We start from the raw sequence: 26,084 nt of genomic DNA, 5'->3' as shown, positions 1-26,084 counted from the left end.
TGGAGGTGCCAAGGCCAGCTTGATCAAGCAGCCATAATAAAAACAAAAATCCCGCCCCCAAGACCGCAGTCTTAGGGACGAGATTTGTTTGTTTAACCGCTAGTTCCACTCCTGATTCGGTGCTGTTATTTTACAGCCTTCAGTTGAGCAACGGCCTCAATGTACGAGTCGTTCATTCTCTTATCCAAATCTGCCGCAACGTCTTCCAATTTAACTTTCCGATCGTTAATATCTTTGAATGTCGGGTCATAAACAGAAGATAGTCCAACTTGGTAACCCGGCAGCCATTTGATCAAATCGACAAAGCCGTCAGGAATCATCTTGACCAGCTCTTTCATGCCTGGAGGCATATCTTCTCTGCCCAGATAAGCGCTCCAAACTTCTTCATCATTCACGAGCGGGATGCTGCCAAGAGGCCATTCCGGCTTCATTCTTTCCATCCAGCCTTCCTTAGAGAACGTCAGCCATTTAATAAATTCGAATGCTTCCTGCTTATGCTTGGAGCTCTTGGACAGGCCGACATAGTCCGTGATGAGCGGAACTCGCTGTCCTTTCGCGGATGGAAGCGGTCTCACATCCCATTTGAACTTGGCGTTCTTGGCGTTGCCGGATATACTCCATGTACCGTCATACTGCATACCGACTTTCCCCAGCATCCACGGCCATTGATCCTTCCCGAACCATCCCTGAATCTCTTCAGGCTTGTAGATGTCATAAGAAACTTTATCGGAGTAGAGCAGTTCATCGACGTAATCGGAAGCTTCTTTAAAGGCCGGGCTTGTGAAATTAAATTTCTCGCCGTCCCATGTGTTCCAGTCCAGGCTCGTATCGAATGCGGACGGGAGCGTTTGGCGCAAGCCGCCCAATCCCGACATGCCGAACTGTTTATCGTTGAACTTCGTCAGCTTGATCGCTGCATCGCGCATATCGTCTATCGTCCAGTTAACCGGAGGCACGGGAACGTTTTCCTTCTCGAACAGATCCAGATTCAAGTTAATGGCGAACATGTAGAGCGAATGCGGCAGTGCATACTGCTTGCCGTCATAATTCGCCGTGGCGTCCAGGTTCTTGAACGTTTTCCCGCTTTGGTATTCCGGATCGTTCTCTAGATATGGCGTCAGATCTTCAAGCCAGCCGTTGGCGGCAGCGAACGGCACGCCGAAGGTCCACATGACGTCCGGAAGCTCGCCTGCAGCCGCTACTGCCGACAGCTTTTCGTTCCATGGCCAATCAACCGCAGGATCCTTTTGGATTTTGATGTGAGGATGCGTAGCTTCAAACGCTTTGATATATTGATCCGCTTCCTCTTTGCCCATCCAAGTGGCCCATTTCAGCGTAACCGTCTCTTTTTTTCCATCCTCAGCCGGGTCGCTATTTTGTTTGTCTGGCGTATCGGCCGGAGCGCCCGAATCGTTCGGAGCGGTATTGCCGGTCTCTTTATTGCCGTTTGCTGTGCTGCTATTCCCCTTATTGCTGTCCCCCGAATTACCGCAAGCCGTTAGTACAAGCGTCAAGCACAAAACCATAATCATTGACAAGGAGAACACTTTTCTCATGTCCATCGAACTCCTTCATTATTCGTATTGAACGCTTTGCCCTTTCGAAAAAAACAGGTAATTCTTATGTGAAGCCACATCACCTCCCTTAATGTATGGAGTATACACACCGGCATTCGAAACGTTTCAAAAAAAGGGTATAGCGCTTTCTAAAAAATTATAGCGACAAGTCCGACGTTTCGGACAGCGAGACTACCCTTGCTTTACTGCAATGTATCATTCTGGTCCTGCTTCTCTAGCTTCAATAAGCGGCGAATAATGACGAGGTACACACACACAGCATATACCTAACATCGGGCTGTTCGCGGATCCAAGCAGTCCGGTAACCCGCGATGTTCAATCGACGAAAATCTTGCACGTAGTATGTAACCGCTTACTTATTTGTGATAAATTCATGCTGCCTCACGATCCTGAGCGCCCTCGCGCCCTATATTTACAGTACGTCGCAAGTTTTTCATCGCGCTTTGTTGGTTGGTCTATCTTAACACGATGGTAACGCTCCTCCCTTGCGAGCCAGCCATCACATTCATTCGAACCGTTTCGATTTCTCTTAGAATATACAGCACAAAGATAGCGCTTTCAAGTTATCATTTTGCTCGAATTCGTGGGAAAATAACGGTTTTATCTTCATTTTTCGTCGAAATGCTTCGTTTTACTATCCTCTATTCAATATGTTTAATAAAATCAGCTTGCAGCTTGGAACCTAGACGATTACGCAACTTCTTATGGGTACATTCCTTATATTTCTATAATTACATTAAATACCATTATATTCTTGAGATGTTATGGTTCTTAGGATGGCCATCCCTCTCTTGGTTTGCTGAGCATGCTGCCGTCATAGGTAATTCAGCAGCCGTAGCTGCTCCAGCATATGTACGTCATCCTTCAGTTTGATTTATTGAAATATGTCTCTAAACAGGGCGGCGCCATAATGTCCCGAAATCCTTACCACCCTCCTTATCCTGCAGCCGACTTTATCTCTAGTGAATAGTATGTATGATAGACTTCATGTTAAATCCCATATTATAACATATCAGGTTTATTTGTAACTTTATATATATTATTATTCTTGATTATTCATAGCAAGTTATTATAGTCGTGAATGTTCTAAGAAGAGTGGCTATGCTGACGTTATGCGAATAACTATAAATGCCAATAAACCCTCCAGTATCCAATTGGAGGGTTTTCCGTGTAGAGTTTTAACTAGGTCCTGTCGCTCATAGGCGTTCAACAATCCGCTGTGCGGTCTGCTCGCCGTTCAGGATGCAATCCGGAATACCTACTCCATAATAGGAGCAGCCGGCTAGAATCACGTTAGGGTAGCTCTCGGAGAGTTTCTCTTCCAACGATTTCACGGTTTGAGGGTGCTTCAAATGATAATTGGGCATCGTTTCATGCCATTTGGTAACCTCGAATGAAACCGGCTTACCCTTAATACCAAGGCTGTCTTCGATGTCTTGTCGTGCGACCTCAATTAACTCTTCTTCCTTCATTAGCCGGAGCGCTTCATAATCCTTGCAGCTGCTCTTATAAAAAAGCCTCACCAGTAAATGCTTGTTCTCCGAGGTGTGGTCCCACTTACGGCTGGTCCATGTGCAGGCGTTGCACTTCAAATCACTGCCTTCCGCGACGATAAAGCCTGTCCCATCCGCAGGCAGCTCGCTGTCTGGAATGTCAAAACCAAGGTATATGCTAATCAGAGAGCTGTTCTTCAACTGGCTGAACTCTTCATCCAAGCGCTCATCGTGCAGAAGCCGCTGCGCTACAGGATGCAGTGTGCTGAGTACGATGAAATCCGCATGGATCTCCTCCTTATTGGAAAGAGCAACGATATACCGGTCCTGCTGCTTCTCGATTTGTACCGCTTGCAGGCCGGTATAGAGATCGACATCGGTTAAGCGCTCTTCCAGCCGGTCGATTAAGCTGGATACACCCTGCTTGAAGGACAAAAACTTCTTGTCGCCCGTACGCTGGAACCGTTGTTTGTTCTCGGACAAACCTCGGATGATGCTGCCGTACTCATTTTTATAATCAAGCAAATAAGGCAGCGTCGACGCTAGCGTCAAATCCTTCAGCTGACCGGAATACACACCGGACAAGACCGGAGAAATTTGCTTCTCGACCAGCTCGTCCCCCAGATAATACCTCAGGAAATCCCCGATGGAATCCTCCCTTGTGAATGTTTCATTGGGTGTGTAGAAGTCCTTCAAGGCCTCTACCTTCCCTTGCGCCGACACCAGCTCCGTCTTCGCTAACGATTCCAGACTCATCGGAATGCCAAACAACGCGTCCTGCGGAATGGGTTTCAATTGACCGTCTGTATAAATAAAAGAGACACCCGTCGCATTATAAACAACGTCATCCTGTAAATCCAACTCTTCAAGGAATGGAGCTACATTCGTTTTACGCGCGACAATCGAGTCTGCTCCAGTCTCCATCATAAATTCACCGTCATGAACGGTTCTGATTTTGCCGCCTAATGTATCATTAGCCTCCACCAACGCTATTTTTGCATCCTGATGCTTGGCTTTGACCAATTTCTGAAGATGGTAAGCGGCTGATAGGCCTGTAATCCCTCCGCCAATAATCACGATTGTTTTCATAGAGATTCCACCTGACTTTCCATTGCATGATTTCATGGAACGATAGCTTCGTTCATGCTCGTATGTACCCATTATACATGATATCCATAACCCATGCTGTGCGGTGAATTCCATCATAAACATTCGTCAAGGCAAGAAGGATGCTGTGCGGGAACTGCAGCAGACAGTCAGCTCAAATCCTTTCGATAAATTCTGGTGAAATCTCCATTCATCTTGGGTGCTAAATCCTTAAAGATCCACCCCGACTTTTCATAGTAACCGTCATGATTCGTAATCAGATATAAATTCTTATAACCTGCCCTTCTTCCTTCATCAATGGCACGTTTCTGTAATAACCGGCCGATGCCTCTATTCCGCATATCTTCAACGACATACAAGCTTGTCAGCCATGGATAGAGATCTTGTCTGCAGCGTAGATCATTCATCAATATGGAGACGGTACCGACGAGTCGTTGGTCAGCAAGCGTAATAAACAGCATCGGAACTCGAACTCTTTGCGCACTGTGAAGGGTTGTGTATTTCATATAATCTAACGACTGACCTCCCCCCCAATCATGCCAAAACCATTCACTTACTTCGTCCATATATTCTAATCGTTCGGCAAGATTGTGAGCCTAATAAAGTGCAGTGTCGAATAGTCTTTATTGGTAGAGCTAATTCAAGGCATGACCGGATTGGAGTTGTCGATTATAATGGAATTAACTGGGTTTGAAGTTCATTGGTATTTGAACCCGATTTGAATGAAGGGAGCGTTCATTATGGTAAGCAGTACAGGGCGTCGCATCGCAGCTATCCGGACCTATGTGGTCGAGAATGGGGGCGGCGATTATCACAGCAGAGGCGTAGACCATTGGATCGTGCAGCAGATTTCAACCCCGATGAGCATTTATCCGGCTTATAAAGAAACGCGGACCAGCTTCGGCATCAATGCGCTGAAGACGATTGTGGTCGAGGTGGAAGCCGACGACGGCACGATCGGTTTCGGCATTTCAACTGGCGGTTATCCGGCCGCATGGCTTATTATGAACCATCTTGACCGTTTCGTTGTCGGACAGCCCGTCGGCAATACAGAGCAGATGTGGGATCAAATGTATCGCGCCTCCTTATACTATGGCCGCAAGGGTCTGGTCATGAATGCGATATCCGCTGTCGATTTGGCCGTGTGGGATCTGCTTGGCCGGCTACGGCAGGAACCGGTCTATGCGATGATCGGAGGCAAAGTGCGCGAGGAAATTGAATTTTACGCGACGGGTCCCCGTCCGGATCTTGCCAAGGAAATGGGCTTTATCGGCGGGAAGATGCCGCTGAAATACGGCCAGTCCGACCGCGAGGAAGGCATGCGCAAGAACGTGGAGCAGCTTGCCGATATGCGCGGACGCGTTGGCGATGATTTCTGGATGATGCTGGACTGCTGGATGTCGCTTGACCTCCCCTATGCGCAGACGCTTATGCAGAACTGCGAGGAGCTTGGTCTCAAATGGATCGAAGAGTGCTTCAACCCGGATGACTACTGGAGCTACCGCGATCTGAAGAAACGGGCCGGGAACCGGATTATGGTGAGCGGCGGAGAGCATGAAGCGACCCGGTACGGATTCCGGATGCTGCTTGAATTCTGCGACATCGACCTTATTCAGCCTGACGTAGGCTGGTGCGGCGGGCTTACCGAGCTGCTTAAGATTGGCCATCTGGCCGAAACCTTCGGAAAGCTTGTCGTCCCTCACGGCAGCGGAGTATACAGCAATCATTACGTCATAACCAAGCCGAACAGTCCGTTCTCCGAGTACATTATGATGAGCCCTGACGGAGCCAGCGTCGTACCGCAGTTCTATCCGCTGATCAAGGATGAACCGATCCCGGTCAACGGCAAAATGAAAGTAAGCGACGCGCCCGGCTTCGGCGTCGAGTTGAACCGCGAAGGACTGATCGAAGTAAAGAAAGGACAATCTTTATCTCAATAACGGGCAGCATTGCTCAAGTCGGATCGCGAGTATACAATGTACAGACCACTCGTGTCGGTACATACGGATATCATAATGGTATAAGATTCAGGAAGCTCAGCTGACAGGAAGCTGAGCTTCTCTTATTTTGCCGCGGCAGATGTAAATGGTTAACCTTCCAGGAACGATTCTTCCGATCGGATAGCTGTTTATTTGTTGGGTTTGTAAATGCGCTTGGATTGGCTCCAGGTCGTTCGGATCAATGACAAGAATTATGCCGACTCCCATGTTAAAGGTCTTAACGGTAACACTCGATTAAGATTCCCATCGATCCCTCCTCCCGTGATATGTGCCATACCATGAAGTCCATTGGAATTGAACAGTCCTTTAACGGCATGGTAATAGCAATAATGCGGCTTCATAATGGCATCCAGAAAATCTTCGCCGTCTACCTTAGTTTCTAACAAGCCAGGATTTTTATCGCGAATCGCTCAGGATAAAGGTATCACTCCGAAGAACGCCAGGCTGTATGGAGGTTTCAAGGCCTCCCATTAATTATCCATCATGTAGTTTCACCAGAACCGACTTATCTTGTAAATACAATCGGTCGAATGAGGAATTGAGGGGTGAAGAAAAATGACTGCAAAATTCACTCCTATTCCGTTCCTGCTTTTAATGCTTCGCTCATAGAAACGGCGTTGACTTTTTTCCTGCACAGCAGCTTCGATCCATAGGAGAGCATTACAACAACAAACCCAACTCCAATGTAACGCGGCCATTGTTGCAACGCTTATTTAGATTTGCCGGCATGTATTGGGGTGCGACCAAACAACTCACTCCGTGCCCGCTTTCAGCGCCTCGCTCATGGATATCTTCGCGAGCTTCCTTCCGCACAGCCGCTTGGTTATCTCGTATACCGCAAAGATCAACACGAAGCTTATCAGGATATATAGCGGGTTCACAATCATGGGTATCATCATATTGATCATTTCCGCGACATAACCGTACAGGTTGTTCCCGAAGACCAGCATTAACGGCAGTCCCAGCCAGAAGCCAATAAACACCGCCGGCGTAGAGCTGTTCAGAATCAGCATAGCCAGCTCTTTCCCGCGGTAGCCCAATACCTTGAGCAGAGAGATGGTGTTCCGGCTCTCGTCAATCATCAGCGACGTCACAAGGAAGATAATAATGACCGCAATAAGCACGGCCAAGGCCGTTACAGACCCAACTATCAGCGTCGTTGGCATGGATAGGTCTTCATACGCCTCGGGATACCGCGCATCCATCACGCCGGCAAGCAGACTTTCGTCAAAATCCATCTCATGGCTGCTGATCACGGTACGGTAGCTTCCGAGAGGTTGACCGGTCATGCGGTTGAACTCGTCAAGGGGCATATAAACAAATTGCTCGCCGTAGGCTTCGACGATCCCGTCGATTGTCAGACTGTATGATTTTCCATCCAGCTTGTTTACAAAACTGATCGTGTCCCCTTCCTTGAGCTTCAGCCGGCTGGCCAGCGGAGACGTGATATTTACTTGATCCCTCGACAGCGCGTTGCCCTGCATATCGTTCATCTTGAGGCCGACGGAATCCGGCTTCATACCAACCAGGTAATACTCAACCGATTCCCTGCCCTCGGGATAGCCGCGTAACGTGTTGTACGGCTCCGCTCCTTCGGGAATACCTCCATCCTCTATATTCCGTACTTCCTTGAAGTTATACTCCAAGGGATACTGGTATCTCTCCAACGCCCCTTTGTCCATCACCACATCCATCGAGTAGTTGAAGGTAAAACCAAACATCAGTATCATCGACGCGGCGCACACGCCCAGCACTAAGAACAACAGACGCGGTATGCTTCGTACCTGCTCGCGTATCCGGAATTTGGTATTGAATGTAAACCGATCCAGCCGGAGTGCGCGTTCTATAACATTCACCTTTGCTTTTTGCTCGTCTCCTTTCATCAGCTCGACAGCGGTTTTTTTTAGTACCTTGCGTATCGTAAGAAAACTTGACAGACCGATGAAAGCCACCGGCATCAGCACGGCAAGCGCTAGGTTTAATAGAGAGAAGGTAATGCCTTTATCAGGCAGGATGTAATAAATCAGCATAGAATCAACAACGGGCCTTACACACGGCAGCGCAAGCAGTGTGCCGGCAAAACCTCCTGCTGCGGACAGCAACACAGGGATCGCCATATAGTGCCGGGTCAGTTCACGGCGGCGGTAGCCCTGCGCGTACAGCGTTCCGATGACTACGCCGTCGGACTTAACTATGCGCATGATCATCACGCCTACAATAAGACAGCAAAGAAGGAAAAAAGCGGTTGATACGGGAAAGCTCATAGACTTCATGCTGGAAATGTTTGACCAAGGCATACTGATGCGCTTGTTATTCTTAGCGTCCAGCCATTCGGAAAGGGAGTACCCTTTTTCGGTTAAAAGCTCATGCAGCTTCGCTGTCTGTGCATTTATATTTTCCCTGTCCTCAAAGGATGCCGCATAAACCGTGATCGCCTCCGGGAACGCCTCGATATCCGCGCCGGAAACCATCCCGATGCCAAAACCGCTGGTTGGCAGCACATCGTAAAGGTTTTTGAGGATATAAACGTAATTGGGTACGGCCATTGTACCTACGATATTGAAGGTTTTGCCGTTTAGCTCTATTTGACCGCCTATATTCAAGCCTTGCGTCTGGCAAAAATACGGATCGAGCAAAATATCCCCCAGGTTTTCAAGACCCCGCCCTGATAATACTGCCGGGATATTGATTTTGGAAGAAAGGCTGAGCAGCCGCAGCTCCCCGCCAGACAGGTTCTGTCCGTCGGGCAGTTTGACGTCGTACTGCCGGTAAACCTCTATCAGCGCGCTGGATTCGCCCTCCAGCGCCGCAATATCCTCAATGGGCATGTCTGTCGAAAATGTCAGGTCTTCCTGCCTGTATTCTTCGGCAAACCCGACGACCATTTTTTCGAGGTTATTTGCTACGCCTGTAGCCGCGATGAAATAAAAGCTGCCTAAAAGAATCAGAATAAAGATACCGAAATACTGCCCTTTGTTTTCCTTTATGATACGCCATACGCGTTTTCGCAGTGCCATTACCATTCAATCCTTTCCGCCGGGATAATTTCGGAATTGTACGTAACTTCCGCCACCTCGCCGCTTCTCAGCCTGTATATGGCGTGCGACATACCGGCGATGGCGCTGTTGTGGGTAATCATCAGTATGGTCGTGCCAAACTGCGCGTTTACTTTTTGGAGCAACGACAACACGCCCCGCGAGGTCTCGAGGTCCAGCGCTCCGGTGGGCTCATCGCAGAGCAGGAGCTTTGGATTTTTGACGATGGCTCGTGCGATTGACACGCGCTGCTGCTCGCCGCCGGAGAGTTCCCGGGGGAAACGGTTCTTTTTGTCGGAAAGTCCGACAGCATAAAGCACCTCGTCTGTTTTAAGTGGGGTTTTACTGATGTTCGATACAACCTCGATGTTTTCGGCTACCGTGAGGTTCGGCACAAGGTTGTAGAACTGGAAGACGAAGCCCACGCTCTCCCGCCTGTATTCAACCAGTTGGCTGTCGTTTAAATCTGTAATACGCTCGCCGTCCACTTCGACAGTGCCGCCGTCGGCCTTGTCAACCCCGCCTATAATGTTCATCAGCGAAGATTTACCCGAACCGGAGGGCCCGAATATTACTCCGATTTGCCCTTTTTCCAGTTCCAGCCCCACGCCTTTGAGCACATGGGTAATAATCCCTGTGTTATAGCTTTTCGTAAGGTTTGATACTGATAAAAACATATAAACACCCCACCATTCTATTTATTATTAGTTCCAACATTTGATTAAGTTCATTTTTTATGGTCTGCTCCATGTCCGCAGTCATTTCTGCCGTAAAGTCAATATATAAATTCATCCAGCGCACCATACATAAAAGAAAGAGCCGATAACTGTGAACAATCTCACATGTTATCGGCTCTGCGTCTTAGCGTCTGGCTCTTTGATAACTGACATATTCAGTTGTTTTACATTGATTATCGTTTCCTGTTTACACTTGGGACAAAATAGCGGGAAGTTTTCAAGCACCGTATCATCACGTATCTTGACCCGTGTTTTGTTGCAACAGACCGGGCATAATATCCACTCGTAATTACACACTCTACCATCCCTTTACTTGATATTTTTGTTGACCACTATCATTTTAATGCCTGCAAACATTAAGCTGCTTTCCGTTTGTATGCGCGCATCGCAAATAGATATGCGACGATCAGTATGCCTAAGCACCACGCGAGCGCAACCCAAATATCATTTCCGACAGGTTGCCCCGACAGCAGAGCACGAATGGCTTCCACGATCGAGGTCACCGGCTGGTTTTCGGCAAAGACGCGAACGAACGTCGGCATCGACTCGGTCGGAACAAATGCCGAACTGATAAATGGCAGGAAGATAAGCGGATAGGAAAACGCGCTTGCACCTTCTACCGATTTTGCGGTCAGTCCGGGAATCACAGCGACCCAAGTTAAGGCCAGCGTAAACAGCACGAGTATACCGGCTACGGCAAGCCAAGACAGTACCTCCGCCGACGAGCGAAAACCCATAATGAGCGCTACGAGAATGATGACGACAACAGAAATGACGTTGGATACCACCGAGGTCAGCACGTGCCCCCACAGCACGGCGGAACGCGCAATCGGCATGGTGTGGAACCGCTCAATGATGCCCCGTTGCTTATCCAAAAACAAACGGTAAGCCGTGTAAGAAATTCCACTTGCAATTGCCATCAGGAGTATGCCAGGCAACAGGTAATTCACATAGTTATCCGTTCCGGCCTGAATGGCACCCCCGAACACATAAACGAACAGCAGCATCATCGCAATCGGAGTGATGCAGACCGTGATGATGGTGTCCATACTGCGGAAAATATGGCGCATGGAACGTCCAACCATAACGCCCATATCGCTGAAAAAGTGATTCTTTGCCGTCTCCATTTACTTTTCCTCCTTTTTACCAATGATTGTGAGGAATATCTCCTCCAATGAAGGTTGTTTTTCCACATACTCCACCTTTGCGGGCGGGAACAGCTTTTTCAGTTCCTCAAGCGTGCCATTGGCAATAATCCTACCCTCATGCAAAATGACAATTCTATCGGCAAGTTGTTCAGCCTCATCCAAATATTGAGTGGTCAGGAATACAGTCGTTCCACCTTCGGCAAGCTCCTTGACAATCTTCCAAGTCTCAATGCGTGCCTCGGGGTCAAGGCCGGTGGTCGGCTCATCGAGGAAAATAAGCTGCGGTTTTCCGATTAGGCTCATGGCGATATCGAGTCTGCGGCGCATACCGCCCGAATAGGTGGACGCCTTGCGGTCGGCGGCGTCGGTTAAGCCGAAGCGTTTCAGCAAATCGTCCGCCACTTGACGCGGATGATTAAGATGCCGCAGCTTCGCAATCATGATCAGATTTTCCCGCCCGGTCAAAATCTCGTCCACTGCGGCGAATTGCCCGGTCAGACTGATCGACTGCCGCACATATTCGGGCTTTGCCGCAACGTCGAAGCCGTTTACGGTGGCAGTTCCGCTATCCTGTTTGAGCAGCGTGGTGAGGATATTGACAATCGTTGTCTTGCCCGCACCGTTGGAGCCGAGCAGAGCGAAAATACTGCCTTTTTCCACCTCAAAATCCACGCCCTTTAGGACTTCCGTGGTCTTGAAGGATTTTTTTAAATCCTTTACTTGAATTGAGATGTCTTTCATTTAGAATCGTTCCCCCTTCCGAATTTGTTCATCATGTCGCGGTTTAATTTTTTGCGAAAGTTATCCGTCCATTTTTTCGTATCGCGCAAAAGCTCGTCGCAGAACCCGACAACATCTTCGCCCGTCACGTCAAGAACGTGCTTGCCTTCCGCTGCACTGGCTTCAAACAACTCTATCAATTCGCGCTGAGTTTTCAACATGTCAGAGCCGTCTCCTCCCGCGAAACTCCACATGTATCCATGGATTTTTTCAAATACGAACCGATAGTCTTCAGGCAGCGCATCTACCCTTGCCATTTGCTCCCTATACTCTTTTTTGTCCCCGATCATTTTTTTGATAAGCTCCAGCATCATTATTGTCCCTCCTTATTAAATTTTTCCATAATCTCTTTGTTTAGCTTTTCTCGCAGCTTTTCAGTATTTTCAGTATTGATAACCGATGCGCGCATAAACTCATCACTAAACTTGCCGACATCAATGCCTATGACATCAAGAACCTGTCTGCCCTCTGCCGCGCTTGCTTCAAATAAATCCACTAAGTCCGTAAACATCGTCAAGTCTGTAAATAACGTCATGTCACCGCCAGGGGGGCCAACGGTAAACATATAATGTTGAATTTTGCGAAATGCAAACCGATAATCTTTCGGCAGGGCGTCAACCCTCTTCATCATTTGTTTATAGGCTCGTTTCTCTTCCATGTCGCCTATTATCAACTTTATAATAGAATCAAGCATTGTTACTGCTCCTCCCTTAATTGGTTGATTTTCGATGCAACAAATTCCCATTTTTCCCAAAACATCCGCAGTTCCTCACGCCCCGCTTCGTTGAGCGCGAAAAACTTTCGCGGCGGTCCCATGTCGGAGGGCTTTTTGGTGATTTCTACCAGCTTGCTTTTTTCAAGCCGGATCAGGATAGTGTACACCGTTCCCTCTACAACATCTTGGAAGCCGAGGGCGTTCAGCCGCCGCGTGATTTCGTAGCCGTAGGTTTCTTTGCGGCTTATAATTTCAAGGACGCAGCCCTCAAGCACACCTTTGAGCATTTCCGTTAGGTTTTCCAGCATAATCACCCCTTGCTATTCTGTATCACTGGTATGAAGTATTACTTACTACAGCTATATAGTAACACGTAGTAGGTGGTGTGTCAATACGGTCCGGGTAATGCGGGGCGGCTGCCTAGCGCTGGATACGTTTTATTATGCAGATGAAGTAAGACCAGTGGATCAAGTCCCGATCCTTCCAAAAACTTCGACAGTTAAACCCGCTGAAATACAAATGGCTGAAATGCTAATTGAGCAGCTATCCGGGCCATTCCAACTCGAGAAGTATCCGGACGATTACCGCGTACAATTACCGGAACTGATTCATAAAAAAGTTGCCCGAGAAGAAGTCACTTATGTTGCGGAACAGCCGGCAAAGAGAGTGCTCATCTTAGTCTGGCCGAGGCATTGCAGGCCAGCATGATGAACATCGTTTCATCTTGTTGCCATGGGCCAATTCTTGAAGGAATCGAGAAGAGTTTCCATTGGGTGGTACTTTTTGGGGAGAATCATATAAACCTGAATCTGTGATCATTGTCCAATTTGTACGATCCTAAGAACTCATTCTTACATCACGGATTCAGGATATTCTTTATCCCCTTCAAGTTCCAATAACATAAAAAAAAGCCGCGCAGCGCGCGACTCCATTTGGATGCAATTCTTGACCTCGCTGGAGAATCATTCTACCATCCCTTGCAAAGCCGTTTTATTCCGATAATAGCGAGCCACCTCAACGATCATGGCACCCATTCGTTCGTTTTCCGGCACCAATACACGTCTAACTCCTGCTTCCTTCAAAGCTTCTGCCGTTACCCGGCCGACTGCAACCGCGAGTACCCGATTATGGAAGTTTTCATTGATCTCCAGATATTTACCGTGACTTGAGACATATTGGTAAAAATACCGAACCTGTACCGCAGTTGTAAAACAGACGGCATCGACGGAACCTTCGAGGATTTCCCGGCATAACCGTTCCGAAATGTCACGGTCCGGAGCCACTTGCTTATACGGCAGGATCGTTCGAACGACAGCTCCCTTCCCTTCCAAATAAGTGACTAAAGAAGGCATTGGCTCGCCATGCAGCTGAATCGTGACGCCTAGACCTGAAAAATCGTACGCTTGCAGTACCCGAATGAGCCCTTCCGTCGTACCATCGTCATCGATGGCGATCGGCTGAATTCCCAGCTTCTTTAACATGGCTACGGTCTTATATCCTCTTGCGCCAACGTTAGTCTGCCTCACAATTTCCAGCAGACGCTCGTAAACACCAATCCGCTCTGCTTGTTGAAGCAGGGCTTCGAGACCGGTTCCGGTTGTGAAAATAGCCCAGTCTGTCCCGCTTTCGATCAATTGGGTTAGATCATGCTCAACTTCGTGCTCTTGCAGCACCAACATTCCTTGCTGCGGACGAACGATAGGTATACCGCCTTGCCGCTCTATTATTTTGCTCAGCTCTTGTATTTTGCGAGATCCGGTAATCGCAATACGTTTTCCTTCCAATCCTTTCGCCATACAATCACTCCTTACGATGGATCCTCATAATGGCAAGAAACCGTTGAAGGGACGTCCTCTTCTGCATGACACTATTACTCCAGTATCTTAATGGCAATATTTCAACACGCCGGCGCGACGCCAATAAGTCCCGAAATCCTCGCTGCCCTCCCGTTTTTGAACGAAGGATTCCAATACGGGACGCACCGAATGTGCTAGTTGTTCAAACGGCACCGTTTCTTGGAACCGCTCATTCAAAGCGATGCCTAGCGAGCTTCCGCCCAAAAAGATGTCATACTTTCCGGGTGCCCGGCCAATAAAAGCAATATTGGCATTGTACGGACGCGCGCAACCGTTCGAACATCCGGTCATCCGTATCGTGATATCTTCATCGGTAAGTCCTAACTCGTCAAACAGCTGCTCAAACTGCGGCATCAGATCCGGCAATGCCCTCTCCGACTCCGCAACGGCAAGACCGCATGTCGGCAGCGATACACAGGCCATCGTGTTCTGCCGGACATGCGACAATTCATCCGGAAGCGGCACACCCGACTCCCGCAGCCGTGCTTCAATGGCTGGACGAAGCTCATTTGCGATCCCGCTGAGAATGACATTCTGTTGTGATGTGAAGCGGATCATCGGGCGGAATTCATGCACGATATCGCGGAGTGCCGATTTCAGCCGCATCGTCTCCGTATCCTTTATGCGTCCATATGGAATGAATAAACCCAGATAGCTGATCCCTTCTCTTTCCACATGCCAGCCGAGATGGTCGTTTCCGCTAAGCCACTCCAGCTGCCGAGGGGGCACCAGCTTGCGGCCCAATCTCGTCTCAACTTCTTCCCGGAACCATTCCATTCCGCGCCGGTCAATCAGATATTTCATGCGGCCAAATCTTCGGTTGGAGCGGTCGCCGAAATCCCGTTCGATGGTAACAATGGCCACGCATGTATCCAGAATCATTTCGACTGCTTCATCCCTGGCGACATAACACAGCGGGCTGGAAAGTCTTGGATATGTATCCTGGTCGATAGCCGTCCGTCCCATACCTCCGCCAACCAGTACGGTGTAGCCTACAATATGACCGCCCTCAATATGTGCTACGAGCCCGAGATCGTTGTCGTACACATCGAGACAGTTATCCCCTTCCGGTACGATGGCGACTTTAAACTTGCGCGGAAGATAGACCTCCCCGTAAAGAGGCTCCTCTGTTTCGCCTTCACCCAGCTCAACGGGCTTGCCATCTACCCAGATTTCATGATAGGCATTCGTCTTCGCGCTCAATCGATCTGCCAGTGCAAGCAAATCATGGCGCATCTCGTCACGGAATGGCTCATCTCCTGGTGCCGCGCAGCAGATCGTATTGCGGCCGGAATCTCCGCAAGCCCCGAGCGTCGTAACCAACGCTTCATTCAGGGTCTTGATCGTCGTCTTCAGATTTCTTTTGAGAATCCCGTGAAGCTGTAACGTCTGACGGGTCGTAATGCGCATGTTTTTATATTCCGTGTACTCGTCTGCCAGGCGGTCGAACACCAAGTATTGATCCGGGAACAGCACGCCTCCCGGAATGCGGGCGCGGATCATCATGCTGTAATGCCGCTCTTTGCCTTCATGCTTCAATTGTGCCCGCAGATCGCGGTCATCCTGCTGATAGACGCCATGAAACTTGAGCACCTGGACATTATCATCAGAAAATTTGGTCTGATCGTCCTGTAGGGCCTCTGTAATGGTGCCCCGAAGGCGACGGCTTTGCCGCTTGATGATTTCGACTTTCGAAACCTTTTCCTCGTCTGCTGCTGACAAAGAACTCACTCCTCTTCTTAATTCCGACTTAACCAATATGATATAGGATTCGAGTTCCAGATAAACCATCCAAATATGGTAATTTTATAACCATCCAATTGAATGATCCATTCACTCCGCCATCATTCTTGTAGTGGCTATTCCAGGCCATCTGCAGCCATTTTTTGAGTTGGTGGTCTCCGAATAGGATTAAAGTGAGCCTTTCCCAAATAAGACGCTCTGCACCAAAAAGACCATCCTATGTGGATGGTCTTCAAATCTTGCCGTTATAGAGAATGCGGGATTTTTTGTAGGGTAGAACATTACTTTCCTGCAGGAGATACGTCAAACGCCAGCAATTGAGTGACTTGTGAGGCGTTGAAATTGTTATCGGAAACGAGAACCAGGCTATCGTGTCCGTTCTTGAGTTTATGCCCCCAAGCGATGCCTTCAATATTATCCAGTTTGGCTAAGCCCAATGAGTTGAGATTAAGAACCAAACGCTTCGATACGGGGGTAAATTGCCCTGCTGTCAGAGAATCGAGATCTTTGACATTCGTCGCTTGGTCGATATCCGCTTCATAGATCCGAATGTAGTTGGAATAGCTTCCGTCTGTCGCTTGTACGCCTGAACGTTCAAGGATCAGGAACTGATGATCGTTAACGGCCAGCATCTCCGACACGCCATTGTCAGCATTCTTGCCTGGTCCCGGCTCTGCGGGGATTGCATCGACAGGATAGGCATATTCGGCAAGGATGTTACCGTTTCGGTTGTACTTCGTGATGCGTGAATAGGAACCGGATAGTACCGTTGATACATCTCCATCTTGATAGAGCGACGATTCCATCGAAGTAAAATAGTATTTTCCATCAGGAGAAAAACTGCTTCCCTCTAGGGCAAGATTATTGCGGAAACCTTGTTGTATTTCACCCGTATTGCTTGGAACGAATTTGAAAGCTTCAGGAATCCGGAAAGCAGACAGGTACTTCCCTTGCAAGGAAGCTTGACGGATGAAAGGGTTGAAAGCAAGATTCCGATCGCCTTCACTCGTATACCAGACCGATTTGCTCATGGGGTCGAAGCGTATGGATTCAAAATCCGGTACGATCCCTTTGTTATTCGCGGCATAATCTGTCTTGTTCGGATAATTAGTGCCGTCTGGCTGTTTGAATTCGGTGACACCCGTGATCTTGACGGATGAAAAACCATCCGTATCATATTTCAGCTTCGCGGTATAGTATCTGGCGGGGCTTTTGTCTGAACGATCATCACTAATCATGATCCACTTATGGGTCTTGCTGTCGTAATCAATACCGGAAAGTCCGCCAACAAGCGTCTCATTATAAACTGTATCGTTCGAAAATCTTTGCTCGCCAATAAATGTGAGCTGACCGACAGTCCGTTCCTCTTGATGCTTGCCATGCTTCTCTTGTTTGGCGTGAGCAATGTCAAAATTAGCCGTGACCGCCAAACCGGCAATAACACCTATAGAAATAAGCTTAACGAATTTCATCTCTTCACCTTCTCCCAATTAGTAAAGATCCCCATCTACCAGAAGCACCCTTATTATAAAAAAAGCGATTGGTTTAAACAATATGACGGAGGCTGCTTTACAGAAGTTTAACAAGCATCCCCGATCGCCATCCGCATGACCCTCCAAGACAAGCCGTCGCCTCGACGACAAGGGCAATGTTCGGATAAATACAAAAAGCCTATCTTTTCAGCTAGGTTTTCGAACCTGTTATTACACAATTGAGAACCGTCACTGTTTCGGCAAAAAGAAACAGCGGCAGCCAAGACTCATAACTAAGTCTAGACTGCCGCCTCTATTTATTGTCCTTACTAGAGTGGATGATTAGGAGCCTCAAGATCATTTTTCGATGAGTTGTCCATTCTCAAGATATAGCACCCGATCACAAAGCGGCAGCACCCGGTCATCATGGGTGACCATAACCGCGCTCTTACCCTGATCCTTCACTTGCTTCGCGATCATGCTTACAACATCGTGTCCTCTTGAAGCATCCAGGCTTGCTGTCGGCTCGTCTGCGAACAGGACAGCCGGGTCATTCATGAAGGCCCTTGCTATTGCGACCCGCTGGCGTTCTCCCCCTGACAGCTTGTCTGGATATGCGGTTCTTCGATGAGATAACCCCATCTTATCGAGTAAAGCTTTAGCCCGTTTAGCGGCCTTGGGCTTGTCCATTCCGGCAAGCTTGGCGACCAGTATCAGCTGCTCTTCCACCTTCAAGTATGGAATTAAGTTGGCGCTTTGGAATATAAAACCGATTTTTTGAAGCCGCAGGTCAGATAGCTCTTGCTTTTCTTTGCCGATAATGGATTCTCCATCGAGTTGAATTTGGCCGCTTGTCGGTTCAAGAAGCGCTCCTGCGATGGACAAGAATGTACTCTTGCCTGAACCTGAAGGGCCCATTACCGCAACCAGTTCACTTTCGGCAACCTCCAGGTTTAGCTTATCCAAAACGGTTCTTTCGAAACCGCCATCCTCAAAGGTATGTGTAATCTCCTGTAATACAAGTCTGTTCGTCATACGGCAGTCCTCCCAATCGCATCTAAGGCGTCAATTTTGGCAACTTTCCACACGGAGAATAGCGAACCGGCCAGAGACATGAGAATAAAGGAAAGGCAAGTCATTGCCAAGGTGGAGAAGCTTAATTGAAATGGCATTGAGCTTGGCAAGATGGCTTCAAAAAGTTTGACGAGCAAAACACTTATGGCCAAGCTTCCGACCGATAAGACTAAAACCTGCAGCGTCACACTTCTTGCTAAATAAACAGTGCGCGTTCCAATCGCCTTCAATATCCCGAATTGACTGGTTTTCTGAATCGTAATGACATAAAAGAATACAGCTAGTACAAAGGCAGAAATAACAAAAAGGAATACAATCATCATCATGAGCGATCCTTGCTCTTCTTTGTAACCCGGAATCGCAGATACTGCCTCCGACTTCGTGATTACTTCCGAATTGGGCAGCGCAGCCGTAATCTCATTAACTTTATCTTCAGAGGCTTTAATGGCAACCGCGTTGTATTCTTGATTTACGGCTGACAGTTCTGAACCTTGTCGGGCAGGTGACTGCGCCTGGAGATCGAGCCAATCCTTCTTATTCAGAAATACAGCCGGCGTGTGGCTGTATGATTCGTCTTTCACAAAGCCGCTTACGGTCCATCTCGATCCCGAAGCTTGATCTTCGATCACTGTTCCAATACCTACTCCTGAATCAGCCAGTTTTTGATCAACGAGAACTTGTCCTTGTTCCGGATTGGATGAACCTTTGATTACCGTTGGCGCGAGCCAGCCTTCCGGATTCACGGCAAGCAATGTTATATCAATCTTCTGAGTCTCTCCAGACGGAATGACTGTCGTCATTCTGAGCCCAATGGGCTCTGCATTCTTTTCTCCGACTATTCTACCTGTTTGTTCAATCGTAGTTTGATCCACCTGCGAACGGGTGAAGCGGTGATCGGAATCCTGTTCCAAGACGAAATGAGTGGCACTCATATTCTTAACAGAAGCTGCATTGTCATATGCAAGCCCCTGTGCAAGACCTGTGACGAATAGAACAAGAAACGCAACAAGCAGCATTATTGTAGCGATTAACGTATACCGGGCCTTAGCAAACCTCATTTCTCGAATAGCTAGATACATGATGCTTACCTCCTTCGTAATGACTAGAGGATAGCAAGCGAACATGAACGGAGAATGAATAACCGGTTACAGAGTCGTTAACAATTCCTTATTTGAGCTATCATCCAAGCAAAATACTATTTTCAACATACTATGAGGACATAAAAGAGAGGAGTTGATGTTTTTGGTTCGTATTCTTGATAAGGCTGCCGTTGAGCCACGACGCAGATTCAGTTTAGCAAATACAATTATTATCCGACAATCGCCAAACCGCACTCGTCTAGCGTCAATTCGGTTAAGAATACCCGTCTTGAACGCTCAGCCTAATCGGGTAGAATTAGTGGCAACGGTTGGTGTCCGCGGGGTTACCGGTATCGCTCAAATCCTCTTTAGAATCTTCCGTGATGGAGTAGAGATTTTCAATACCGTTCAAGGCATAGAATCTGCCGCTTCTGAACAAAACTATGCTGTTACCTTTCAGGCGATCGATAGGAATGTAAGATCTGGCAGTCATGTTTATACGGTAACCGCAGAAAACCAAACGAGAAATACCAGAGCCGATGTTGTCGGTCCGATTTCTTTCAGTGGGCTAGCTGTAAGAACGACAAGCTAATTTTGATTTGAAAGACCTGAATAAGGTGCTCTTTCATTACCGTTTCCTCGCCTCATCAGCATGGCTATGGAGCATCAGTCGAACAAAGGCAGGAGACACCTTTGAAAGTGCTCCTGCCTGTTTTTGTTATCCCTATCCAAGCGTTTTACTTGAAATGACCGCGTGGCTTCTTTCCGCTCCAACGCTCATCAATTGGTTCCAGAGACGATTGGTAACGCGTGTCAACGCTGAGCCTGTATTGGTCGGTCGTGTTTTCCAGCGAGCAATGCATGAGAAACATGCCGAATATAAGGACATCTCCCGCTTGAAACTCCGATGTCGCCCACTTTCCGCCGTATTTTTCCGTGATCGCGAGCGGATCATCCGTATACGCACCGATGCTGTCACGGTCGGAATCTTGCGTTCCGTATGATTGTTTCAAATTCTCGAATTTATGGGAATCGAGGCAGATCGTTAGCCCTCCCATTGCGTAATTGATATCGCCCAGCGGAGACCATACAGTATACAGGTTATGGGTGCCTCGTCCCATATACACGATATCATAATGTGCGCCTGTATAATCGCCTTTACCGATGGCCCGAAGCCATTTGTAATGGTAGGTAAGAGACCGTTCCCCGTATAACTCGTCAAAGAATCGCATGATATGATTCCCGTTCAGTACGGTTAGAAGTTCCGGCAAATCCTCGTTCGTGCCACCCATGAAAATCGTTCTGCCGCCGTCCGCCATATAGCCGTCTTCGAGCAGCGTATCCCTATCGAGCTTCCCCATCCGGTTCATCTTTTCCAAAATGCTCGTCCGTGCTTTCAGTACCTGCTCGCGATCGTGGAACCCGCGAATGAACAAGTAACCGTCTTCAGCCAACCTCTCGCGCACGGCGTTCATATCATGCAAAATATCGTTAGAACTTCTAAGTTCCGTCAAATGGGGCCCGCCAAGCTCCAAATCGCGGCTGCCAACTTTAACCAGCATCAAACTTACCCTCTTTCGCTTGTTTGTAAAATCATTGTATAAGCAATGAGGTTTTATTGACATGTACACCTCGAACGTATTCATGTATAATCGTACATATTTCTCTTGAAAATAACGATATATAACGATATTTCATGTATATTATCCAATGGAGGTGTACAATCTCTCATGGCCTATATGAATATCCCCTACAAGCTTGAGGAACGTCAGACGCAGCCGGTATGTCATTTTGTTTCCATCTGGAAGGTTCATTCGGACGATTCTTACAGCGCAATCCAAAAATCCGGCTTCTCGACACCAGGGATGTTTATTACTTTCGAGGGTAAGGGCGAAATCGCATGGACAGGGGAACCGTTCGAGCTTAATCCCAGTACTTATTATATTATTCCTGCCAATACCCCTTGTACGTACCGGTGCGTGGGCGGGAATTGGAAGTTTTACTTTATTGAGTTCGATAACTTGGATATGGTGCACCAGCTGGATTTAACGGTGAGCGAACCCCTCTTCTTCTCCAGAAAGTCGGAAGCCGTCCGCGTCTGCGAACAGTTGATCGACCATTTGATCATACAGAATAAAGGTTATGCCTATTCAGCCCATCTACATGTACAAGAACTTCTTCTGCTGCTTGCGCGGGATCATTGTTCGAATGAAACGAGCCGGTACGCTGAATTGGATGAAATCCTGTTCCAAATGCACAAGAACATTGGCGAGCCGGTGCCGATCGACGATTTTGTGAGGACAATCGGTTTGTCTCGGACCGCCTTCTATGCCCGATTCCGCTCAATGACCGGGATGTCGCCCAACCGTTACATGCAGGAGCTAAAGCTCGCCTCTGCCAAAGTTTCGCTGGAAACGACGAACGCATCGGTAAAAGAGATTGCCGCCGCGCTGCGTTTTTACGACGAGTTTCATTTCTCCAAGCTCTTCAAACAGCGATACGGTGTCTCGCCCCGGGAGTACCGGCGCAGCATCAACCGTTGAATATAAAAGTATATTCTTGCGATAAACACCACAGCCTATGGCGTACATATGATCAAAAAATGAATGAACTACAAATATAAGGAGAACCTATATCTCGAGTTAAATATGCGATATTAAAAACCAATCAAAAGCGGCGGACAAACTGGAAAGCCTGTTCGGGAAGAAGAAAGGTAAACATAACAAATAAATTTTTGTGTATTTTCCAATTTGATCGTCCGTAGTTCCCAAATAGTTTCCACGGACGGTAAAAACGTTAAAAATGCTAAAATCACCACAAAACACAAAAACCCGATTGTGGCTTAATACAGCTTCAATCGGGTAGTTTTGTTTAGCTGCCGGGCTTCCCGGTCTGGCGATCCTGGTGAGATTCGAACTTGAGCTGAACTCGTTCAGCTTGCCTACTGCTTAGAATTGTGTGGGAAATTGCTCCGCAGTGTTTTATAATGGAAGATGAACCGTACTGACAAGCCGTTTTGCGAAAATCAATTTCAGCGGTATTCAGTGATTTTTTATGGTTTTCAGCGATAATAGTTCCCAAATAGTTACCGAAGAAAAATCGCTTAATCTGCGGCAAGTGCGACAACAGACAACTGAACTGTAGTTCCGTCTCCGCCTGTTTCCGAATTAAGTTTGTAATAAGAATATGCGGCAGTATTATCTGTTAAATCAAATGAATAGAAAGTATTGTTGAAATTGGAATAATCATCGGCTTTTCCTATATATATTATATTCCAGTTAACACCGTCGTCTGAACCCGAAAGAGTCCATCCGTCGCCCATACGGCGATTCCATGACATATTGTCGTTTGCCGTGGCAATAATAAGGCGGCTTGCGATGAACGCATTGTCATAATTCCATTCCGCCCAGTAAGGCACGCCTCCGCCGTATTTCGTATTTGTACCCGCATTTTCCAGAGAAGTATAATCAAACAGATATGAAGGACCTTCATTTGCACCGAATCCGTTTCCGCCTTTTATAAAATGAGTGTCAAACCTGACAGTTTTATCCCCTGCCGCTTCGGCGAATGTTTTATAACCTGTTTTCCATTTTGTCAGACCGTTTTCGAAGCCATAAGTTATATTGGGGTTGAAATCGGAATAAATCTGCATCAGAACGCCGTATGCCGCGATAGGTGAAGGAATACGGGTCGCGCTGTCGGTTTCGAAAATGGAGCTTTCACCCACAAGACCGTCGCCTGACCTGCGGAAATTCCACGTCTGATATGCGTTTGCAAGCATATATTTCCCAAATTCGGCGAATTCGGGGCTTTTCACAACGAGCCCTGTGTAGCGCGCAAATACGAGCCTGAAGCTTGCGCCGTCGCCGCCGTCCATGCCGCCTTCCATCTTGAAAGTAAGCTCGTCGTCAAGCGTCAGTGTTGCCCAGCCGTAGTTAAGGACTAATTTCGCATCGGCTAAATAACTGTCATCGCCTGTGTTGACCCACATTTCATAGGCTGCTCCGCCGAACAGTCCGTAATTATAGGAGAATTGCCAGTCACGGGGACCATTTTTGCCTGCCTGCGACTGGAAGTTGTCCCAAATCTTTCCTGTGTTGTAATCCGCTACCATTGAAGCGCGCATCCAGTCATATATTCCTTTTGCTACGTCTGCATAATATCCGCTTGTTACTATATCGCCTTTGGCAGCGTATATCCTTGCAAGGCGTGCCGCAGCTATTGTGCCGTTGCCGTTGGTGGCGATATTCTTTTCGTTTGAGTTATTGCTGTCATTGGGATAGCTTCCGTCCCAGTTTGAGGATTTGTTGAATTTCCACAGCAGACCGCCCTGCACGCCTGAATAATAGTGTGCATCGGAAATCTCTCTGGTATCCCACGCGCGCACATAAAGATGTTTGAATATTTCTTCTCCGACTGCAAGATAGCTTTCATCGCCTGTCAGGGTGTAGGTGCGTATGAAAGCGTTTGACCACCATAACAAGTCGTCGGTGTATTCGTTGTTTTTCCATGTTCCGCTCCATGAGAAGCTTCCGTCAAGAAACCGGGTGCGGTAGCCGTCCATATATTTTTTGAACAGTTCTTTTTCAGCAGGGTCTGTCGTGTATTCGTAGTAGTCGTTGAATACTTCGTAGACATTGGCTGCCTGCCAGAATCCGGTTTCCTCGCCGCTCGATGATTTGTCGCTCCAGAGATATGTGGAATATACTCCGTTGCCTCTGTCCTTGAGGTAGGCATTGAGCCAGTCCTCCAGCATAACGGTTACCGTGTCGCCCTTTTCAAGGAGCGCCATTCTCACCGCCAGAACATCAAGCAGGGATTTCTCGGCGACAAGCAGAGTCTTGGAATACTCAGGCAGAGCTGCGAATGCAGCAAGAGCAGCGTATAATCTGCCTGCGTCGGTGATTTTCAGGGAAGTGATGCTCTTCGACAGAACATCCGCAAATCCGAAATTATTGAGGATTTCATCGCGTCCTTTTTCAAGTTCCGTAACGCCTGCTTTTAAAGCGTCAAGCAATGATTTTTCGTTTTCGAGGAGTGTTTTCGCAACGTAGGTCAGGTTTTCATAGGCTGCAAGAGCCGCGTTTATTCCGTCTGCGTCCGTAATATTTAAAGTGTTTACATTTAAAGTCAGGACATTTGCGAAATCATTCCAGAAAGTGTTCCGCTCGGCGGTTCCGTCGTAAGCGGTGACTTTAAGGGAATCAATGAAAAGCCATGGGTCCATAGGTCTTTCGGTACCACTGTTATGATACCAGATGCGTATGGTATTTTCTCCTGCTTGGAGCGGTCTGTAAATGACATTGTTTTCCCAAGTGTTTATATCTTTTCTTGTAAAATACAGGATTTCATACAGTTCGCTGTTGATTTTCATTCTTCTTGAATTGTCTCCGCGTGTGAACCATCTGAAATCAAGTTTGTATAAGCCTTCGGCAGGAACATTTACTGTGAATTGAATAAAGCGGCTTGTACCGTTTGGATTGTTACTGCTGCCGCCGTTATCCCAATAAACGGTATGAGTTCCCAAACGTCCTGATTGCTGCTGGTCGCCCCCGTAATTGATATTTGCCTGACTGGTAATATTTTGCACCAGATAGGTAGAGCTCTCAGGCTCGGGTACAGGTTCGGTTTCTTCTATATTGGTGAGGACAGCATAAATATGCTTTTCATCGTATGTACTTACGAATACGTCATATCCGCCGATTTTGAATACTTCAGATGAATTCTTTGCCATAAGAACTGAACCGAATGCATTTATGATTCCGTTTTTGGTTATACTGAGGAATACTTTCAGATTTCCGTCAGGCTGTAGTACTCCTGTTCCCGAAACAGAAACATCTTCGGGTATTTCTTCGTCCGGAATCAGCATTTCGCTGACTTCGTTTATCAGGGATACATCAATTTTATCGTTGCCGTAAGTGTTTACATAAACCGTGTATGCACCTACCTCAAATGTTGCCGCCGAATTCTTTTTTAATTCAAACGTACCATAGGCGGCTGTTATACTTCTGCCTTTATTATCGGTAACTTTAACAGTTATGCTGATCAGATTGGTATTTCCGGTTTGTTTTAGGATTTTTGCCTCAGCAACCGCGCCGTATGTCTCACTTGCAGGAACATTGCCGTTATTCTTATCTGGGTTTGCCGCTGCCGGAATAACAAAGGCGAAAAGCATTGAAACAACAAGGACTAATGAAAGAAGTCTTTTCATTTTTTCAGCTCCTCCGTTAAAATATTTTTAAGCCTCTTTTATTGTTAGGTTGGGGTT

At 47.5% G+C, this 26,084-nt stretch carries 21 protein-coding genes; 3 read left to right on the top strand and 18 right to left on the bottom strand.

The window, feature by feature from the left end; genetic code table 11:
* Positions 1-125: 125 nt before the first annotated feature.
* The 3 genes from L1F29_RS16615 to L1F29_RS16605 form a co-directional block, all read right to left on the bottom strand.
* The gene (locus L1F29_RS16615) at positions 126-1,556 is read right to left on the bottom strand and encodes an ABC transporter substrate-binding protein (RefSeq protein WP_258389403.1); all 1,431 of its coding nucleotides are present in this window, start codon (positions 1,554-1,556) and stop codon (positions 126-128) included.
* 1,217 nt (positions 1,557-2,773) lie between these two features.
* On the bottom strand, positions 2,774-4,159 hold the full coding sequence (locus L1F29_RS16610; protein ID WP_258389402.1) for a protoporphyrinogen oxidase: 1,386 nt from the start codon (positions 4,157-4,159) through the stop codon (positions 2,774-2,776).
* A gap of 167 nt (positions 4,160-4,326) precedes the next feature.
* The gene (locus L1F29_RS16605) at positions 4,327-4,743 is read right to left on the bottom strand and encodes a GNAT family N-acetyltransferase (RefSeq protein WP_258389401.1); all 417 of its coding nucleotides are present in this window, start codon (positions 4,741-4,743) and stop codon (positions 4,327-4,329) included.
* Positions 4,744-4,917: 174 nt separating this feature from the next.
* Between L1F29_RS16605 and rhmD the strand changes: the two genes are divergently transcribed.
* The gene (gene rhmD, locus L1F29_RS16600) at positions 4,918-6,117 is read left to right on the top strand and encodes an L-rhamnonate dehydratase (protein ID WP_258389400.1); all 1,200 of its coding nucleotides are present in this window, start codon (positions 4,918-4,920) and stop codon (positions 6,115-6,117) included.
* Positions 6,118-6,929: 812 nt separating this feature from the next.
* On the opposite strand, the gene L1F29_RS16595 is transcribed toward rhmD, so the two are convergent.
* The 13 genes from L1F29_RS16595 to L1F29_RS16535 form a co-directional block, all read right to left on the bottom strand.
* On the bottom strand, positions 6,930-9,194 hold the full coding sequence (locus L1F29_RS16595; protein ID WP_258389399.1) for an ABC transporter permease: 2,265 nt from the start codon (positions 9,192-9,194) through the stop codon (positions 6,930-6,932).
* A complete protein-coding gene (locus L1F29_RS16590; RefSeq protein ID WP_258389398.1) occupies positions 9,194-9,889 on the bottom strand; it encodes an ABC transporter ATP-binding protein in 696 nt (231 codons plus the stop codon). Before L1F29_RS16590 ends, L1F29_RS16595 begins: the two co-directional genes overlap by 1 nt.
* Before the next feature lie 168 nt (positions 9,890-10,057).
* Positions 10,058-10,174: a cysteine-rich KTR domain-containing protein gene (locus L1F29_RS34595; protein ID WP_444980955.1), complete on the bottom strand. Its 117-nt coding sequence runs from the start codon at positions 10,172-10,174 to the stop codon at positions 10,058-10,060.
* A gap of 131 nt (positions 10,175-10,305) precedes the next feature.
* Positions 10,306-11,076, bottom strand: a complete 771-nt coding sequence (locus L1F29_RS16580; protein ID WP_258389396.1) for an ABC transporter permease — start codon at positions 11,074-11,076, stop codon at positions 10,306-10,308.
* Positions 11,077-11,838 (bottom strand): ABC transporter ATP-binding protein, encoded by a 762-nt coding sequence (locus L1F29_RS16575; protein WP_258389395.1) that lies wholly within the window; start codon positions 11,836-11,838, stop codon positions 11,077-11,079.
* On the bottom strand, positions 11,835-12,188 hold the full coding sequence (locus L1F29_RS16570) for a DUF1048 domain-containing protein (RefSeq protein WP_258389709.1): 354 nt from the start codon (positions 12,186-12,188) through the stop codon (positions 11,835-11,837). Before L1F29_RS16570 ends, L1F29_RS16575 begins: the two co-directional genes overlap by 4 nt.
* Positions 12,189-12,190: 2 nt before the next feature.
* On the bottom strand, positions 12,191-12,571 hold the full coding sequence (locus tag L1F29_RS16565) for a DUF1048 domain-containing protein (protein WP_258389394.1): 381 nt from the start codon (positions 12,569-12,571) through the stop codon (positions 12,191-12,193).
* Between the two features lie 2 nt (positions 12,572-12,573).
* Positions 12,574-12,897, bottom strand: coding sequence for a PadR family transcriptional regulator (locus L1F29_RS16560; protein WP_258389708.1), 324 nt, complete (start codon positions 12,895-12,897; stop codon positions 12,574-12,576).
* 657 nt (positions 12,898-13,554) lie between these two features.
* Positions 13,555-14,388, bottom strand: a complete 834-nt coding sequence (locus L1F29_RS16555) for a uroporphyrinogen-III synthase (RefSeq protein ID WP_258389393.1) — start codon at positions 14,386-14,388, stop codon at positions 13,555-13,557.
* A gap of 87 nt (positions 14,389-14,475) precedes the next feature.
* A complete protein-coding gene (locus L1F29_RS16550) occupies positions 14,476-16,170 on the bottom strand; it encodes an NADPH-dependent assimilatory sulfite reductase hemoprotein subunit (RefSeq protein WP_258389392.1) in 1,695 nt (564 codons plus the stop codon).
* 302 nt (positions 16,171-16,472) lie between these two features.
* Entirely contained in the window at positions 16,473-17,663 is a 1,191-nt protein-coding gene (locus tag L1F29_RS16545) for an esterase-like activity of phytase family protein (protein ID WP_258389391.1), read from the bottom strand.
* Positions 17,664-18,020: 357 nt separating this feature from the next.
* A complete protein-coding gene (locus L1F29_RS16540; RefSeq protein ID WP_258389390.1) occupies positions 18,021-18,698 on the bottom strand; it encodes an ABC transporter ATP-binding protein in 678 nt (225 codons plus the stop codon).
* Positions 18,695-19,816 carry an ABC transporter permease gene (locus tag L1F29_RS16535; protein WP_258389389.1) on the bottom strand — a complete coding sequence of 374 codons (1,122 nt, stop codon included), beginning with the start codon at positions 19,814-19,816 and terminating at the stop codon, positions 18,695-18,697. The genes L1F29_RS16540 and L1F29_RS16535 overlap by 4 nt, the downstream gene beginning before the upstream one ends.
* 163 nt (positions 19,817-19,979) lie before the next feature.
* Between L1F29_RS16535 and L1F29_RS16530 the strand changes: the two genes are divergently transcribed.
* Entirely contained in the window at positions 19,980-20,408 is a 429-nt protein-coding gene (locus L1F29_RS16530) for an exosporium protein C (protein ID WP_258389707.1), read from the top strand.
* A 145-nt stretch (positions 20,409-20,553) separates the two neighbouring features.
* On the opposite strand, the gene L1F29_RS16525 is transcribed toward L1F29_RS16530, so the two are convergent.
* Positions 20,554-21,378, bottom strand: coding sequence for a phytanoyl-CoA dioxygenase family protein (locus L1F29_RS16525; protein ID WP_258389388.1), 825 nt, complete (start codon positions 21,376-21,378; stop codon positions 20,554-20,556).
* Positions 21,379-21,546: 168 nt separating this feature from the next.
* Here L1F29_RS16525 and L1F29_RS16520 point away from each other — a divergent pair, with 168 nt between their 5' ends.
* Entirely contained in the window at positions 21,547-22,359 is an 813-nt protein-coding gene (locus L1F29_RS16520; RefSeq protein ID WP_258389387.1) for an AraC family transcriptional regulator, read from the top strand.
* 560 nt (positions 22,360-22,919) lie between these two features.
* On the opposite strand, the gene L1F29_RS16515 is transcribed toward L1F29_RS16520, so the two are convergent.
* Positions 22,920-26,027 carry a glycoside hydrolase family 76 protein gene (locus tag L1F29_RS16515; protein WP_258389386.1) on the bottom strand — a complete coding sequence of 1,036 codons (3,108 nt, stop codon included), beginning with the start codon at positions 26,025-26,027 and terminating at the stop codon, positions 22,920-22,922.
* Positions 26,028-26,084: the final 57 nt, after the last annotated feature.

Source organism: Paenibacillus spongiae (assembly GCF_024734895.1).
GTDB classification, from domain to species: Bacteria; Bacillota; Bacilli; order Paenibacillales; family Paenibacillaceae; genus Paenibacillus_Z; species Paenibacillus_Z spongiae.
This window is presented reverse-complemented; position numbering and strand designations above follow the sequence as displayed.

What these genes read in the sequence shown, in the direction of transcription:
- L1F29_RS16615 (WP_258389403.1), bottom strand. Translation starts at nt 1,556, where the DNA reads ATGAGAAAAGTGTTCTCCTTGTCAATGATTATGGTTTTGTGCTTGACG.
- L1F29_RS16610 (WP_258389402.1), bottom strand. Translation starts at nt 4,159, where the DNA reads ATGAAAACAATCGTGATTATTGGCGGAGGGATTACAGGCCTATCAGCC.
- L1F29_RS16605 (WP_258389401.1), bottom strand. Translation starts at nt 4,743, where the DNA reads ATGGACGAAGTAAGTGAATGGTTTTGGCATGATTGGGGGGGAGGTCAG.
- rhmD (WP_258389400.1), top strand. Translation starts at nt 4,918, where the DNA reads ATGGTAAGCAGTACAGGGCGTCGCATCGCAGCTATCCGGACCTATGTG.
- L1F29_RS16595 (WP_258389399.1), bottom strand. Translation starts at nt 9,194, where the DNA reads ATGGCACTGCGAAAACGCGTATGGCGTATCATAAAGGAAAACAAAGGG.
- L1F29_RS16590 (WP_258389398.1), bottom strand. Translation starts at nt 9,889, where the DNA reads ATGTTTTTATCAGTATCAAACCTTACGAAAAGCTATAACACAGGGATT.
- L1F29_RS16580 (WP_258389396.1), bottom strand. Translation starts at nt 11,076, where the DNA reads ATGGAGACGGCAAAGAATCACTTTTTCAGCGATATGGGCGTTATGGTT.
- L1F29_RS16575 (WP_258389395.1), bottom strand. Translation starts at nt 11,838, where the DNA reads ATGAAAGACATCTCAATTCAAGTAAAGGATTTAAAAAAATCCTTCAAG.
- L1F29_RS16570 (WP_258389709.1), bottom strand. Translation starts at nt 12,188, where the DNA reads ATGCTGGAGCTTATCAAAAAAATGATCGGGGACAAAAAAGAGTATAGG.
- L1F29_RS16565 (WP_258389394.1), bottom strand. Translation starts at nt 12,571, where the DNA reads ATGCTTGATTCTATTATAAAGTTGATAATAGGCGACATGGAAGAGAAA.
- L1F29_RS16555 (WP_258389393.1), bottom strand. Translation starts at nt 14,388, where the DNA reads ATGGCGAAAGGATTGGAAGGAAAACGTATTGCGATTACCGGATCTCGC.
- L1F29_RS16545 (WP_258389391.1), bottom strand. Translation starts at nt 17,663, where the DNA reads ATGAAATTCGTTAAGCTTATTTCTATAGGTGTTATTGCCGGTTTGGCG.
- L1F29_RS16540 (WP_258389390.1), bottom strand. Translation starts at nt 18,698, where the DNA reads ATGACGAACAGACTTGTATTACAGGAGATTACACATACCTTTGAGGAT.
- L1F29_RS16535 (WP_258389389.1), bottom strand. Translation starts at nt 19,816, where the DNA reads ATGTATCTAGCTATTCGAGAAATGAGGTTTGCTAAGGCCCGGTATACG.
- L1F29_RS16525 (WP_258389388.1), bottom strand. Translation starts at nt 21,378, where the DNA reads ATGCTGGTTAAAGTTGGCAGCCGCGATTTGGAGCTTGGCGGGCCCCAT.
- L1F29_RS16520 (WP_258389387.1), top strand. Translation starts at nt 21,547, where the DNA reads ATGGCCTATATGAATATCCCCTACAAGCTTGAGGAACGTCAGACGCAG.
- L1F29_RS16515 (WP_258389386.1), bottom strand. Translation starts at nt 26,027, where the DNA reads ATGAAAAGACTTCTTTCATTAGTCCTTGTTGTTTCAATGCTTTTCGCC.